The 14,987-nt window shown below is 57.4% G+C and carries 17 protein-coding genes; 16 read left to right on the top strand and 1 reads right to left on the bottom strand.

Features of this window, described 5'->3' with window-relative positions; all coding sequences use genetic code 11:
* Positions 1-131 precede the first annotated feature (131 nt).
* Positions 132-1,169, top strand: a complete 1,038-nt coding sequence (locus DCC24_RS00370; RefSeq protein ID WP_110097936.1) for a hypothetical protein — start codon at positions 132-134, stop codon at positions 1,167-1,169.
* A gap of 466 nt (positions 1,170-1,635) precedes the next feature.
* Positions 1,636-2,400 (top strand): hypothetical protein, encoded by a 765-nt coding sequence (locus tag DCC24_RS00365; RefSeq protein WP_110097935.1) that lies wholly within the window; start codon positions 1,636-1,638, stop codon positions 2,398-2,400.
* A gap of 9 nt (positions 2,401-2,409) precedes the next feature.
* Here DCC24_RS00365 and DCC24_RS00360 read toward each other — a convergent pair whose 3' ends face one another.
* Positions 2,410-3,591, bottom strand: coding sequence for a peptidoglycan bridge formation glycyltransferase FemA/FemB family protein (locus tag DCC24_RS00360; protein ID WP_233487892.1), 1,182 nt, complete (start codon positions 3,589-3,591; stop codon positions 2,410-2,412).
* A gap of 119 nt (positions 3,592-3,710) precedes the next feature.
* Between DCC24_RS00360 and DCC24_RS00355 the strand changes: the two genes are divergently transcribed.
* The 14 genes from DCC24_RS00355 to rplP all read left to right on the top strand — a co-directional run bounded on the left by DCC24_RS00355 (position 3,711) and on the right by rplP (position 14,986).
* Positions 3,711-4,991, top strand: a complete 1,281-nt coding sequence (locus DCC24_RS00355; protein WP_110110270.1) for a hypothetical protein — start codon at positions 3,711-3,713, stop codon at positions 4,989-4,991.
* A gap of 275 nt (positions 4,992-5,266) precedes the next feature.
* Complete coding sequence (gene rpsL, locus DCC24_RS00350; protein ID WP_110097933.1) at positions 5,267-5,641, top strand: 30S ribosomal protein S12; 375 nt, start codon at positions 5,267-5,269, stop codon at positions 5,639-5,641.
* Positions 5,641-6,111 carry a 30S ribosomal protein S7 gene (gene rpsG / locus DCC24_RS00345; RefSeq protein ID WP_110097932.1) on the top strand — a complete coding sequence of 157 codons (471 nt, stop codon included), beginning with the start codon at positions 5,641-5,643 and terminating at the stop codon, positions 6,109-6,111. Before rpsL ends, rpsG begins: the two co-directional genes overlap by 1 nt.
* Positions 6,112-6,231: 120 nt before the next feature.
* A complete protein-coding gene (gene fusA, locus DCC24_RS00340; RefSeq protein WP_110097931.1) occupies positions 6,232-8,346 on the top strand; it encodes an elongation factor G in 2,115 nt (704 codons plus the stop codon).
* A gap of 305 nt (positions 8,347-8,651) precedes the next feature.
* A complete protein-coding gene (tuf, locus tag DCC24_RS00335) occupies positions 8,652-9,842 on the top strand; it encodes an elongation factor Tu (RefSeq protein WP_110097930.1) in 1,191 nt (396 codons plus the stop codon).
* A 458-nt stretch (positions 9,843-10,300) separates the two neighbouring features.
* On the top strand, positions 10,301-10,609 hold the full coding sequence (gene rpsJ, locus DCC24_RS00330; RefSeq protein ID WP_110097929.1) for a 30S ribosomal protein S10: 309 nt from the start codon (positions 10,301-10,303) through the stop codon (positions 10,607-10,609).
* Between the two features lie 23 nt (positions 10,610-10,632).
* Complete coding sequence (rplC, locus tag DCC24_RS00325) at positions 10,633-11,283, top strand: 50S ribosomal protein L3 (protein ID WP_110097928.1); 651 nt, start codon at positions 10,633-10,635, stop codon at positions 11,281-11,283.
* Between the two features lie 4 nt (positions 11,284-11,287).
* Positions 11,288-11,914 carry a 50S ribosomal protein L4 gene (gene rplD / locus DCC24_RS00320; protein ID WP_110097927.1) on the top strand — a complete coding sequence of 209 codons (627 nt, stop codon included), beginning with the start codon at positions 11,288-11,290 and terminating at the stop codon, positions 11,912-11,914.
* On the top strand, positions 11,911-12,216 hold the full coding sequence (rplW, locus tag DCC24_RS00315; RefSeq protein WP_110097926.1) for a 50S ribosomal protein L23: 306 nt from the start codon (positions 11,911-11,913) through the stop codon (positions 12,214-12,216). The genes rplD and rplW overlap by 4 nt, the downstream gene beginning before the upstream one ends.
* 31 nt (positions 12,217-12,247) lie before the next feature.
* Positions 12,248-13,087 carry a 50S ribosomal protein L2 gene (gene rplB, locus DCC24_RS00310; RefSeq protein ID WP_110097925.1) on the top strand — a complete coding sequence of 280 codons (840 nt, stop codon included), beginning with the start codon at positions 12,248-12,250 and terminating at the stop codon, positions 13,085-13,087.
* 15 nt (positions 13,088-13,102) lie between these two features.
* On the top strand, positions 13,103-13,381 hold the full coding sequence (rpsS, locus tag DCC24_RS00305) for a 30S ribosomal protein S19 (RefSeq protein ID WP_110097924.1): 279 nt from the start codon (positions 13,103-13,105) through the stop codon (positions 13,379-13,381).
* A 34-nt stretch (positions 13,382-13,415) separates the two neighbouring features.
* On the top strand, positions 13,416-13,784 hold the full coding sequence (rplV, locus tag DCC24_RS00300) for a 50S ribosomal protein L22 (RefSeq protein ID WP_110097923.1): 369 nt from the start codon (positions 13,416-13,418) through the stop codon (positions 13,782-13,784).
* Positions 13,785-14,570, top strand: coding sequence for a 30S ribosomal protein S3 (gene rpsC, locus DCC24_RS00295; protein WP_110097922.1), 786 nt, complete (start codon positions 13,785-13,787; stop codon positions 14,568-14,570). It begins immediately after the preceding gene.
* The gene (gene rplP, locus DCC24_RS00290; protein ID WP_110097921.1) at positions 14,570-14,986 is read left to right on the top strand and encodes a 50S ribosomal protein L16; all 417 of its coding nucleotides are present in this window, start codon (positions 14,570-14,572) and stop codon (positions 14,984-14,986) included. The genes rpsC and rplP overlap by 1 nt, the downstream gene beginning before the upstream one ends.
* Position 14,987: the final 1 nt, after the last annotated feature.

Here is a 14,987-nt window from a genome sequence, read left to right as displayed (position 1 = left end):
GTCCTTCATACCGATGGCGCCGACTCCCCGGGGAGTCGGCGCCATCGGCGTTTAAAAGCGCGTTGACGAGACGAGTTGATGGAAGAAGCGAGGCCCTGAATGATCGTTGAACCTTCCTGTAGACTTCAGTTATGGCGTTAACTGGATCTCATCACACACCCTCACTCACCACATCACTGACCAGGTACCTTGCTGGCTTCGCTACTCTATTACTCCTGCTGACTGGTTGCGCTGGATCGGGGGATCCCGAGGCAGCTGATACCTCCTCGATTCCAGGCACGGATACGCAAGACGCCCCGGAATCCCCGACTGAGGCCGAGGACTCCTCGTCTGCGTCGGATACACCCTCGACTGAGGAATCGAGTGAGGAACCGCCCGAGCCAACCGAGCCGGAAATTGAGAGTCTGGAAGATACCGACTTTAGTTCGATGAGTTTCCAATTTGTGGGTTATTCGGATACCGATGACTCAGAAGAGAAGACATTCGTCGATGGCACGGTGGAGGCGGGAGATCCACAGTTTCCAGTTACCTACGAGCTCGGAGAGGTGATTCATCAGGATCTCAATGGGGACGGCATCGTCGACGCAGCCGTGGAAATTGAACGTTATGAGGGCAATAGTTACGACGGTCGGTGGTACATGTGGATTGCCACGGAAGACGGTCCGGAACAGTCGCCCCTCCCGTTCGCCCGGTCCGGAAATTGCGGTGATCAGGTCGAATCCGTGACTGCTACGAATGACGGACTTGAAGTGCATGAGCACTTACGCGCTAAGGAAGACGATGTCTCCTGCGCAGAGCATGGCTTGCACGAACGAACTCGCACTATCGCCGCAGACTATTTTGATCTAGCAGGCGCGTGGTGGCCTGTACAAGTGGCACCTGTTATCGGGTACGGCGGAATTTGTTCTCTGACGGGAGACGAAGGAATGACGGCTCCGGTCGATATTGCGCATGTAAATCCGTACAAAGAAAGCGCATCGATAGCTGAGACTAATGCTGAGACGCACCCTGAGCTCACGATATTGTTTCCGTTCGGTGAGGGGGATGGCAGTGATCGCAAAATCGACGGTGAATGGTGGGCAATCGGGGGCATCTTCGATGGTTCACAGGTTCTCGGGTGTGGCTGGGTCGCCTACGAAGACTTGCCGATCGGTATTCGGTTTGGCTAGACGGGAATTTCTCGCGGTGTCCCGAAACACTGAACGTGTTGCTCATGGTTCGTTAACAGGTCGGTCCCCGCACTAACTGTGGGGTTTATCGTGGAGCTGATGCTGAAACCAGTCAACTGAATTTTCTCCGCGTCCGTCCCGCCACGGACACGGCTTCAGCTAGCTCAGACCAATAGTTACTCCAAGGTTACTGCGGGTGAAGTGACGTGGCCCGATGATGGGATTCGAGATCACTGGCTGGTCGTGGGAACAGTACACGAGGGGCGGGTCGGCAGGTAGGCTGAGTGTTATGTATCTCATGCGCTCACCGAGAAATCGCAACATCACGACGTACTTTATCGGCAGTATCGTCCTTGCTTTGATGCTGACTGCCTGCGGGGGCGCGGGTTCCCCTGAGTCTTCCTCCGCCTCGTCCACGCCTTAGAACGAGGAATCTGAGGAGCAGACCGAAGCAAAAATTGAGGGTTTGGAAGATACCGATTTCACCTCGATGAGTTTTCACTTTTCCGGCTATGTGCCTGGAGCAGACACGACGGAGTTGACCCTTAACGAGGCTAAGCTGACCGAGGCCGAGCAGGAACTATCTCACCTACCCTATTCTTATGAACTCGGTGAAGTGATCCGTGAAGACCTCAACGGGAACGGTATCGTGGATGCGGGCGTGGAAATTGAGCGTTATCAAGGCAACGGTTACGACGCTCGGTGGTACATGTGGATTGCCACGGAAGACGGACCTGAGCAGTCTCCGATGCCCTTTGCCCGGACAGCAAGTTGCGGGGATGCAGTCGATTCCGTAACACCTGTCAATGGGGGTTTAGAAGTTCACGAATTTTTGCGGGAACCAGGCGATGACGCGCCGCGCTCTGATCCGGGATCGGGGGAGCAAACCCGTGTTGTTCGTGCCGAATATGTGGAAGGACTCCACGAGTGGTGGCCTGTCCGGACTGACCCTTATCCCGCATTTGGTGGAGTCTGTCACGCTCCCCGTGGCGAGGAAGGATATCCGGTCTCGACTCACCATACCTACCTCGTCCCGGACGACATGAGCGCGCCCCTCTCCGAGCGCGACCCCACACTGAACGAGTTCCCAGAAGAAACCGGGGAGGTGATGGTGCTGGGTTCCTACGAGCCAAACACACCGCATGACAAGTTATGGCCGGGATGGGTAAGCGTCATCATCAAAGGAGATCGAGATAACCTTGGGTGCGCTTGGGCCCCGGTCGGGGACTAACGCAGTGAGCTAACCACGACGGTTCATATAGAAGTTGAACCCGTTGGCCAGCAACTTGTTGAGTGGCAAATCCCATTCACCCAAAGTCTGGTGCACATCAGCGCCCATAGTGGTTTTGAACCGGCTCAGACCAGCCAAGGGGTGTTCTTTATCCAAAGTTGGTGAGATCCCGCCGAGATCGTACCAGCGACAGCCCGCCTCTAACGACAGTTTAATCTGTTCCAACTGCAAAGCGCGAGGTGCGTAGCGTTTGGATTCGGCCCGTGACGAGGCTCCGTAGACGTACCAACCGGTGTCTTGTTGCTGGACGTAAATAGCCGAAGCCAGTAGCTGATCCTCGTATTCTGCCAGTAGCACCTTGAAGTCTGAGACTTCAGACTCGCCCAGCGCCGTGGCCATGCGCTCGAAGTACTCCTGCGGCCTGCCCGAGAATCCATCCCGTGCGGCGGTTTCTTCAAAAAGTTGCTGCCAGCGATCGAGAGCTTCCGCTCCCGTAGCGGTGATTTTCAGCTCCGAGCGCGTGGATTTACGGGTCTGTCGACGCGAAGTGCTGTCCATTCGTGACAGGACCTGCTCGACCGCTTCCTGAAAACCTTCAGATTCTCGATCGGCTCGGTCTGCTTCAGACAGCTCGGGCAAGGGTATCCGAGCCTGGAACTGCGCTTGGCCGGCCTGGAAATCCGCGGTAATCTTCGGGCGGGACCAGCCCTGGTCGTCGAGCAATCGGGTCATCTCCACGACCTGATCGTTCTCGGACTCGGCATCCAGCTCTGTGACAAGAGTTTCGTCGCCTTTGGATAGTGTCGAACGAACGGTATGTGCACTCCACGACCGTTCCGAGAACGGCAATCCCATCCGAATGAGGAACGCGCCTTGAGAACGCAGGTAGGGGACCAGCGGCTCCAGAATGTCCCCGAGGGCAACGGTATCAGCAGAGAATACCGGACCATCGGCGAGATAAGCCAACGACTTTTTGCGGAGTAACGGCGCTGGAATACCCCGATATAGCACGAGGGAGACGGCCACAAGTTCGTCACCGCGGTACCAACCCAGTGACTGTCCTCTCCACCCTGTCTTCACCTGGGGCCAGCGCGGGTTTTGCAGAAAAGACGCGCTTGGTTGGGAGGCTAGGAACTGTTCGTGCGTGGAGGTTGAGATGTCAGTAATCCGGAGGTCCTGTCGTGAAGTCACATCGCTAACCTACCGTATCGATCTGAACAAGTGGCTCCTCGGATCGCTCCACTCAAGGAATCAAGTCCGATCGGCTGGGGGAGTGCCCTTGCTCGTGCTGTTGCTATAGTCTGGCGTTTATGAGCTCGAAAATTAGCGCGGAGCAACCCGTTGTCCCGGTGATCACCGGAGGTGATTTGGGGGCCTATAGTCTCGCCCGGGAATATCACGAACGCTTCGGCTGGATGTCTGCGGTGGTGCCAACCGGGCAGAACCTGATTGTTGGAGGAAGCAAACTCACCGAGCTCTACCCGGCCGGTCCCATGTTCGACCCAGAGACGGTAACAGCACACGTAGAACAGGTTGCTACTTCGGTCAATGCTCACACCCCGGATCGGCCCTTGGTGCTCCACAGCGGATACGATCATCTGGTTCGCATTGTGGCCCAAAAAGCAGACAGGTTGCGCGAAGCTGGCTACGTGTTCCCCGCCGTCACTGTCGAACAACTCGACCGTGCGGCGCTCAAAGAACATTTTTATGAGCTCTGTCGGACATACTCTGTGCCCTACCCGCGTACCTTGATCTATGACTCCCATGCGGCAGCTGAGCAGACCACAAGTTCTGATGATTTCCTCAATTCCTTTCACGGCGCACGACTGTCGTATCCGGTAGTGCTCAAAGCCGATGATGGTGGCCAATGGGCCTCCACACGTTTCGAAGGGCGCCGTAAGGTCCACTACATCGATAACGACGCGAACCTCAAAGAGGTTCTTGACAAGGCAACTGACGCTGGGTATCGAGGAGGGCTCATTGTCCAGGAGTTCATTCCAGGGCCTGACTCCCAGCTACGCATCCTGACGATGTACCGCAACGCAGACGGAAACATCACCTTGTCGGGGCTCTGTGAAGTCATCGTGGAAGATCATGCTGTGGGACTAGAAGGCAATGCCCGCGCGGTGATTGCTGTACCGGATAACACCATTCATCACCACGGTGCGAAAATTCTCGACAGCCTTGACTGGCACGGCTTCGCGATGTTTGATATCAAGGTCCATCCCACCACGGGGGAACCGATGTTCTTAGAAATGAACCCTCGGCTAGGACGTCATCACTACTACCTCACCGCGGCCGGACGTAACCCCGTGGATTTCTACTTGGGAGATCTGCTCGGCGACTTTGATGAACCAGCACCGGCACATGTTGAGCACCTCGCGTTGTCAACGACGATCCCGCTTTCGGTTGCCCAACGCTACGCCAACGACCAGCAACGCCACTACATCTCTGAGCTCAAAAAGTCTGGACAGGTCTACACTCCGCTTCAGTATCGGCAGGATAAAAACTTCAAGCGCGACCTGTATCAGAAGTACCGACTGTATAAAGCTGCCGAAGAAGTACAACACCGGCCCGGCAGTATGAACTAGCCCTACGGACCACGAACAGTCTCAGTTCCCATTCTGGTGCTAGACCTGGTACTATAAGATCGATTGTTTCCAGTGTGGCAATAGGACACAGTCCGGGTTGCGGGGTTCTTGCGCAACAAATGCCACCTTTTTGCACGCCCAAACACTTTTTGAGTTTCGGGTAGCGAGAAATAAACCACGGACTTCGGTCCAGACCGTCCTCGAGTTCACCTCCCGTTCATGAGCTGGGTGCGTGACGGGGCGGTCGACCGAGATCATACATAACGGAGAATAGTTTGCCTACAATTCAGCAGCTGGTCCGTAAGGGCCGCACCCCCAAGTCCAAGCGGGTGGGCGCTCCTGCCCTGGAGGGCCGCCCGATGCGTCGTGGCGTGTGCACTCGTGTGTACACCACGACCCCGAAGAAGCCGAACTCTGCACTACGTAAAGTTGCACGTGTGCGTCTCGCCGGCGGTATCGAAGTCACCGCCTACATCCCCGGTGAGGGCCACAACCTGCAGGAACACTCCATCGTGCTGGTGCGCGGTGGTGGTGTGAAGGACCTGCCCGGTGTTCGTTACAAGATCGTGCGTGGCGCACTGGACACCCAGGGTGTCAAGGATCGCAACCAAGCACGTAGCCGTTACGGTGCAAAGAAGGAGAAGAAGTAATGCCACGTAAAGGACCTGCTCCTAAGCGCCCGCTGGTCGTTGATCCGGTGTACGGCTCCCCGCTGGTCACCCAGCTGATCAACAAGGTGCTGATCGATGGTAAGAAGTCCACCGCAGAGCGCATTGTCTACGGTGCACTGGACGGTACCCGCGATAAAGGCGGCGACGATCCCGTTGCAACGTTGAAGAAAGCTCTGGACAACATCCGTCCGGCTCTGGAAGTTCGTTCCCGCCGCGTCGGTGGTGCAACCTACCAGGTGCCGGTTGAGGTCAAGCCCGGTCGTGCGACCGCGCTGGCCCTGCGTTGGTTGGTGGGCTTCTCCAAGGTGCGCCGTGAGAAGACCATGACCGAGCGCCTGACCAATGAAATCTTGGACGCTTCCAACGGCCTGGGTGCTGCAGTGAAGCGTCGCGAGGACGTGCACAAGATGGCCGAAGCCAACAAGGCCTTCGCACACTACCGCTGGTAAGCCAGCATCCCGAGATCCGACCATAACTACAGATCACGAGATAACCAACGGCCAGGTTTGGGCAGACACCGCAGAACGGTCAGTTCCTGAACTTCCGGTCACAACCCCAAGGGAGACACTGTGGCACAAGACGTGCTGACTGACCTCAAGAAGGTTCGAAACATCGGCATCATGGCCCACATCGATGCCGGCAAGACCACGACCACCGAGCGTATCTTGTTCTACACGGGTGTGAACCACAAATTGGGCGAAACCCACGATGGTGCGTCCACCACCGACTGGATGGAACAGGAAAAAGAGCGCGGTATCACCATTACCTCCGCGGCTGTAACCTCCTTCTGGGAAGGTCACCAGATCAACATCATCGACACCCCGGGACACGTGGACTTCACCGTTGAGGTGGAACGCTCCTTGCGCGTGCTCGACGGTGCCGTTGCTGTGTTCGACGCAAAGGAAGGTGTGGAGCCTCAGTCTGAGACCGTTTGGCGCCAGGCCGATAAGTACGGCGTCCCACGCATTTGCTTCGTCAACAAGATGGACAAGCTCGGTGCAGACTTCTATCACACCGTCGACACCATCGTGAACCGCCTGCAGGCCAAGCCACTGGTCATGCAGCTGCCGATCGGTGCTGAGAGTGATTTCGTGGGTGTTGTTGACCTGGTCACCATGAAGGCCTACGTCTGGGAAGGTGACGCCAAGGGTGACGTGACCTTGGGTGCGTCCTATGAAACCCAGGAGATTCCGGCTGAGCTCCAGGAGCGCGCCGAGGAATACCGCAACGAACTGGTGGAGTCTGTTGCTGAGTCCTCCGAGGAGCTGATGGAGAAGTACCTCGAGAACGGAGAGCTGAGCGAAGAGGACATCAAGGCCGGCGTCCGCGCCATGGCTGTCAACGACGAGGCCTACCCCGTGTTCTGTGGCTCGGCCTTCAAAAACCGAGGAGTTCAGCCGTTGCTGGACGCCGTGGTTGACTACCTGCCGGCACCATTCGACGTCGGCGCTGTCCACGGCTACGAGGTCGGTGACGAGTCTGTCGAACTGACCCGTGAACCCAGCACCGACGCGCCGTTCTCTGCTCTGGCCTTCAAGATCGCGGCTCACCCGTTCTTCGGTACTCTGACCTACATCCGCGTCTACTCCGGTACCATCTCCCAGGGTGACACCATCCTGAACGCTACCAAGGGCAAGCAGGAGCGCATTGGCAAGCTCTTCCAGATGCACGCCAATAAAGAGAACCCCGTTGAGCAAGCTCAGGCAGGCCACATCTACGCTGTGGTGGGTCTGAAAGACACCACCACCGGTGACACTCTGTCTGCCAAGTCCGATCCGATCATTCTGGAATCAATGGAGTTCCCCGAGCCAGTGATCTCCGTGGCTATCGAGCCCGCATCCAAGGGTGACCAGGAGAAGCTCTCCACCGCTATTCAGCGTCTGGTCGCTGAGGACCCGACCTTCACGGTCAACCACAACGAGGAAACCGGCCAGACCGAAATCGGCGGTATGGGCGAGTTGCACCTCGACGTGTTTGTCGATCGCATGAAGCGTGAGTTCAAAGTGGAAGCAACCGTGGGCAAGCCGCAGGTAGCCTACCGCGAAACGATCCGCAAGAAGGTCGAAAACGTGGAATACACCCACAAAAAGCAGACCGGTGGCTCCGGTCAGTTCGCGAAGGTCATCGTCACCTTCGAACCGATGGAAACCTCCGAAGGTGAGATCTACGAGTTCGACAACGCCGTCACCGGTGGTCGGGTTCCCCGCGAATACATCCCCTCGGTGGACCAGGGTATTCAGGAAGCTATGCAGTTCGGTGTGCTGGCCGGCTACCCGATGGTCGGCATCAAGGCTACCCTCGAGGATGGCGCCTATCACGATGTGGACTCCTCGGAAATGGCCTTCAAACTGGCTGGCTCGCAGGTCTTCAAAGAAGGTGTCCGTCGAGCTAAGCCGGTGTTGCTGGAGCCACTGATGGCCGTTGAAGTCCGCACTCCGGAAGAATACATGGGTGATGTGATCGGTGACTTGAACTCCCGCCGTGGCACCATCGGTTCGATGGAAGACGCTCAGGGTGTGAAGGTCATCAACGCACAGGTACCGCTGTCCGAGATGTTCGGCTACATCGGCGACCTGCGGTCCAAGACTCAAGGTCGCGCTGTGTACACCATGACCTTCGACTCCTACGGTGAAGTGCCACAGACTGTCTCGGAAGAGATCATCCAGAAGCACTCAGGCCAGTAAGAGTCATCGGTACCGGAAATATCCGGTAAAATCACTCTGAAACAACTTGGGATCGGAGGGGTGGAGAACAGACGCTTCACCCCACCGGTCACACAGCCTCGACCACACTCCGGAGGGACGGGGCTAGACAGGACTTTTGGTCCGGTCCGCCTGCTCGGCCGAGTAGGCCTCAAGCGACGGGCGCCGGTCCTGATATCCGGGGAATTTAGAAAAGAAAAATCTGACGCGTAGACTGTAGAAAAGTCAGACCGCACATCAAGCGGCTGCCATGTCCTTCTCCAGTCGAACAGTTCTAGGAGGAATCTGTGTCGAAGGCAAAGTTCGAGCGGACGAAGCCGCACGTCAACATTGGTACTATCGGCCACGTTGACCACGGTAAGACCACTCTCACCGCAGCTATCTCGAAGGTACTGCACGGTAAGTACCCTGACCTCAACGAGGCACGTAACTACGACGAGATTGACGGTGCTCCTGAAGAGCGCCAGCGTGGTATTACCATTAACGTCTCCCACATCGAGTACGAGACCGAAGCACGTCACTACGCACACGTTGACGCCCCGGGCCACGCCGACTACATCAAGAACATGATTACCGGTGCTGCCCAGATGGACGGTGCGATCCTCGTGGTTGCTGCCACCGATGGCCCGATGGCTCAGACCCGCGAGCACGTGTTGCTGGCTCGCCAGGTTGGCGTTCCCGCTTTGCTGGTTGCATTGAACAAGTGCGACATGGTTGATGATGAAGAGCTGCTTGAGCTCGTTGAAATGGAAGTTCGTGAACTGCTGAGCTCGCAGGACTTCGATGGCGACGAGGCTCCTGTGATCCGCACCTCCGGCTACATGGCTCTGCAGGGCGACGAGAAGTGGGTCAAGTCCGTTGAAGAACTGATGGACGCTGTTGACACCTACATTCCGGACCCCGTTCGCGATAAGGACAAGCCGTTCCTGATGCCGATCGAGGACGTCTTCACCATTACCGGTCGCGGTACCGTGGTGACCGGTCGCGCCGAGCGCGGTACTCTGGCTATCAACTCTGAGGTTGAAATCGTCGGTATCCGCGAAATCCAGAAGACCACCGTCACTGGTATCGAGATGTTCCACAAGCAGCTCGACGAAGCATGGGCAGGCGAGAACTGTGGTCTGTTGTTGCGTGGTCTGAAGCGTGAAGACGTTGAGCGTGGTCAGGTTGTTGCTGAGCCGGGGTCGATTACCCCGCACACCCAGTTCGAGGGTAACGTCTACATTCTCTCCAAGGACGAGGGTGGCCGTCACAACCCGTTCTACTCCAACTACCGTCCGCAGTTCTACTTCCGCACCACTGACGTTACTGGCGTCATCACCCTGCCGGAAGGTACTGAGATGGTTATGCCTGGCGATACCACTGAGATGTCAGTCGAGCTCATCCAGCCGATCGCTATGGAAGAGGGCCTCGGCTTCGCTATCCGTGAGGGTGGTCGCACCGTTGGTTCCGGTCGTGTGACCAAGATCGTCAAGTAAGACCTCTGACTGAGTTCGGCTGAGCTCAGCCTGAGGCTCGTCGACAGGGCCCCGTCACCGAGATATCTCGGAGGCGGGGCCCTGTTGTGTGTCGAGGTCTCGTGGCAATAACGTGATCTTGCCAATAACGAGACCCGAGGATTCGCGTTGCGCGCCAAAACATGTCATACTAGATAAGTTGCTCAGCATGGACGAGCGAATCATCGTGTCTGAATCGGTATTCGCCCCGTGAGCAGAATTCCCTCCCTCTCCTCGAGCGTAGTGTTCCGACATAGATTTCGACACGCCCGAGCGCGTGGATGGGAGCCCTTCAGGAGCGAGGAACCCGAAGTTTTCGGATTTGTTGCTGGAGGTGGAATAAGCGAAGACGGTCGATGAGGCGCAATTGTCTGGTCCATGGCCGTTGAATCGCACACAGGGACAGGTACGGACAACAAGGACGAAAGAGGCAAGACGCCATGGCGGGACAGAAAATCCGCATCCGTCTGAAGTCTTACGATCACGAGGTGATTGACACTTCAGCACGGAAGATCGTAGATACGGTCATACGCGCAGGCGCTCAGGTAGTGGGCCCGGTGCCGCTGCCAACTGAGAAGAACGTTTACTGCGTGATCCGTTCTCCGCACAAGTACAAGGACAGTCGCGAGCATTTTGAAATGCGCACTCATAAGCGGCTGATCGACATCGTAGACCCGACTCCGAAGGCCGTCGACTCGCTGATGCGTTTGGACCTGCCCGCGGACGTCAATATTGAAATCAAGCTTTAGGTTAGGGAGGTGCTGAGAGAACTATGACCGCTAACCGTCAAACAAAAGGTTTGCTGGGCACGAAGCTCGGCATGACCCAGGTCTGGGACGAGGAGAACAACCTTGTTCCGGTGACCGTGGTTCAGGCAGAGCCCAACGTGGTTTCGCAGCTTCGCACTGAAGAATCAGATGGCTACACCGCTGTTCAACTGGCCTACGGTCAGATTGATCCCCGTAAGGTAACCAAGCCACTGACCGGCCACTTCGAGAAGGCAGGCGTCACCCCGCGTCGCCATGTGGTCGAGATCCGTACCACTGATGTCGCTGAGTACACGCTGGGCCAGGACGTCACCGTTGAACAGTTTGAAGCTGGTCAAAAGGTTGACGTGACCGCTAACTCTAAGGGTAAAGGCTTCGCCGGTGCCATGAAGCGTCACGGCTTCGCCGGTGTGGCCGCATCCCACGGTCAGCACAAGAACCACCGTAAACCCGGTTCGGTCGGTGGTGCTTCCACCCCGGGCCGCGTCTTCAAAGGCCAGCGCCTGCCCGGCCGTATGGGCAATAAGCGCACTACCACTCAGAACCTTACTCTGCACGCTATCGATGCAGAGAACAACCTGCTGTTGATCAAGGGCGCCATTCCTGGCCCCAAGGGTCGGGTTGTGCTGGTTCGCGATGCAGCGAAGGGAGCATGAGCAGATGGCTGTCAAGAAAGTTACGGTTGATCTGCCGGCCGATATCTTTGGTGCCGAGACGAATGTGCCTCTGATGCACCAGGTCGTCGTCGCACAGCAAGCGGCTGCACGGCAGGGAACTCATAAAGCAAAGACTCGCGGCGAAGTATCCGGTGGTGGCCGTAAACCATTCCGCCAGAAGGGTACCGGTCGCGCTCGTCAGGGCTCCAACCGCGAGCCTCAGATGACCGGCGGTGGTATTGTCCACGGCCCGGTGCCGCGGGACTACTCCCAGCGGACCCCCAAGAAAATGAAAGCTGCCGCTCTGCGGTCAGCACTGTCCGACCGTGCTCGTCACGACCGGATTCACGTGCTGGAAGCTCTCGTGACCGAACAGACTCCGTCCACTAAGGCCGCAAAGGCCGCCTTGGAGGAGCTGAATACCGGTCGGAAGAATTTCCTGGTAGTCATTGATCGCAGTGACGATGTGACTGCTCTGAGCACCCGCAACCTGCAACGAGTCCACACCCTCTACACTGATCAGCTCAACACCTACGACGTGCTGATGAGTGATGATGTGGTCTTTACCAAGCCGGCCTACGAGGCCTTCGTGGCTGCCGCCGGCAGCAACAAGAAGGAGGAGGCCAAATGAGCGGCACCATCAACAAAGACCCGCGCGACGTGATCATTTCTCCCGTCGTCTCGGAAAAGAGCTACGCCGATATGGATGAGGGTCGTTACACCTTCATCGTCGACCCGCGCTCGAATAAGACCGAAATTAAGTTTGCCATCGAAAAGATTTTTGATGTCAAAGTTGATTCGGTCAACACCATGAACCGTCCCGGGAAGCGTCAGCGCACCCGCTTCGGATGGGGTTCGCGCAAAGATACCAAGCGCGCGATCGTCACTCTGAAGGAAGGGACCATTGACATCTTCGGAGGTCCGGCTCTCTAAGCCGGAGACCACTTAATCGAGGAATAAAGATATGGCTATCCGTAAATACAAGCCGGTTACGTCGGGCCAGCGCGGCTCGTCGGTTTCCGACTTTTCAGAAATCACGCGGAGCACGCCCGAGAAATCACTGCTTCGTCCGCTGACGAAGACTGGTGGGCGTAACAGCTCCGGCAAGATCACGACCCGTCACAAGGGCGGCGGTCACAAGCGCCAGTACCGCCTGGTCGATTTCCGTCGCTACGACAAGGATGGCATTCCGGCCAAGGTCGCACACATTGAATATGACCCGAACCGCACTGCCAACATTGCACTGTTGCACTACGTCGACGGCGCGAAGCGCTACATCATTGCTCCGGCCAAGCTGAAGCAGGGTGACATCGTCGAATCGGGTGCGAACGCTGACATCAAACCGGGTAACAATCTGCCGCTACGCAATATCCCGCTGGGTACTGTGGTGCACGCAGTGGAGCTACGCCCGGGCGGTGGCGCTAAGCTGGCTCGTTCCGCTGGTGCCTCCACCCAGCTGGTGGCTCGCGAGGGCAAGTACGCCCAGTTGCGTCTGCCCTCCGGTGAAATTCGCAACGTTGACGTTCGTTGCCGTGCCACTATCGGTGAAGTCGGCAACGCCGAGCAGATCAACATCTCCTGGGGTAAGGCCGGTCGCATGCGCTGGAAGGGCGTCCGCCCGACTGTTCGCGGTGTTGTGATGAACCCGGTCGACCACCCGCACGGTGGTGGTGAAGGTCGTACCTCCGGTGGTCGTCACCCTGTGAGCCCGTCCGGTCAGAAGGAAGGCCGCACTCGCCGCCCGAATAAGGAAAGCGACAAACTCATTGTTCGTCGTCGTCGTACCGGCAAGAAATCACGATAAGGAGCTGATCTCTCAATGCCACGCAGCCTGAAAAAGGGTCCTTACGTTGATCAGCATCTCTACCTGAAGGTTCTTGCTGAGAACGAAAAGACCAATAAGAACGTTATCCGCACCTGGTCCCGTCGTTCCATGATCGTTCCGGACATGATTGGTCACACCATCGCTGTCCACGACGGTCGGAAGCACGTTCCGGTGTTCATCACCGAAGCCATGGTGGGACACAAGCTCGGAGAGTTCGCACCAACTCGAACCTTCCGCGGCCACTCCAAGGACGACCAGAAGGGCCGCCGGTAAGGCGGGCCCTGCGAGATTCGAAAGAGGATAAGCAATGGAAGCCAAGGCAAGTGCGCGCTACTTGCGCGTGACGCCAATGAAGGCCCGGCGCGTTGTCGACCTTGTTCGTGGTAAGCAAGCGACTGAAGCGCTGGCTATTCTGAAGTTCGCTCAGCAGGGTGCTTCGGAGCCGGTGTATAAGGTTGTTGCCTCCGCGGTGGACAATGCCCGTCAGAAAGCAGACCGTGAAGGTCTGTCCTTCAAAGAAGACGAACTGTTCATCTCCGAAGCTTTCGTAGATGAAGGACCGACCATGAAGCGCTACCAGCCTCGTGCCCAGGGACGCGCTTTCCAGATCAGAAAACGCACCAGCCACGTCACCGTGGTCGTTGCGACCGAAGAAGAGAAGGGTGGGACCAATTAAATGGGTCAGAAAATTAATCCCAATGGATTCCGCCTCGGTATCACCACCGATCACGTCTCCCGTTGGTTCGCTGACTCCAACCAGGAAGGCCAGCGCTACGCCGACTTCGTGAAAGAAGACGTTCGCATTCGTGAACTTCTGTCCGATGGTATGGAGCGTGCTGGCATCGCCAAGGTGGAGATCGAACGCACTCGCGATCGCGTTCGTGTGGACGTCCACACCGCGCGCCCGGGTATCGTCATCGGTCGCCGGGGTGCAGAAGCCGATCGTATTCGTCGGTCGCTGGAAAAGCTGACCGGCAAGCAGATCCAGCTCAACATTCTGGAAGTCAAGAACCCCGAAATGGACGCCCAGCTCGTGGCACAGGGTGTCGCTGAGCAGCTGGCCGCCCGTGTGGCTTTCCGTCGCGCGATGCGTCGTAGCATCCAGTCCGCAATGCGTGCGGGCGCCAAGGGTATCCGTATCCAGTGCTCGGGCCGTCTGGGCGGGGCTGAAATGTCTCGTTCGGAGTTCTACCGTGAAGGTCGCGTGCCTCTGCACACCCTGCGCGCCAACATCGACTTCGGCAAATTCGAAGCGAAGACCACCTTCGGTCGCATTGGTGTGAAGGTCTGGATCTACAAGGGTGACTTGACCGATAAGGAACTGGCTGCAGTCGAGGCTGCCAAGCCGTCCGGTCGTGGTGGACGCGGTGGCGGCCGTGGCCGCAACAACCAGCGTCGTCGTCGCGGCGGGGGACAGGACGCCAAGGCACAGACCGGCGCAACTGAAGGAGGCAACGCCTAATGTTGATCCCACGTCGTGTGAAGTACCGCAAGCAGCACCGTCCCGGTCGTCGTGGTATGGCTAAGGGTGGAACCGAAGTGACCTTCGGTGAGTTTGGTGTCCAAGCTCTGACCCACTCCTACGTCACCAACCGCCAGATCGAGGCAGCTCGTATTGCCATGACCCGCCACATTAAGCGTGGTGGTAAGGTCTGGATCAATATTTTCCCGGACCGTCCGTTGACCAAGAAGCCTGCCGAAGTCCGTATGGGTTCCGGTAAGGGTTCGCCTGAGTACTGGGTTGCAAACGTCAAGCCCGGACGGGTCATGTTCGAACTTTCCGGTGTTTCCGAAGAGGTCGCTCGTGAAGCGTTGACTTTGGCCATCCACAAGTTGCCGATGAAGGCACGTATCGTTCGTCGTGAAGGTGGTGAGTGAT

Source organism: Auritidibacter sp. NML100628 (assembly GCF_003185985.1).
GTDB classification, from domain to species: Bacteria; Actinomycetota; Actinomycetes; order Actinomycetales; family Micrococcaceae; genus Auritidibacter; species Auritidibacter ignavus.
The sequence above is the reverse complement of the archived record's forward strand: the minus strand, read 5'-3'. Positions and strand labels throughout refer to the sequence as shown.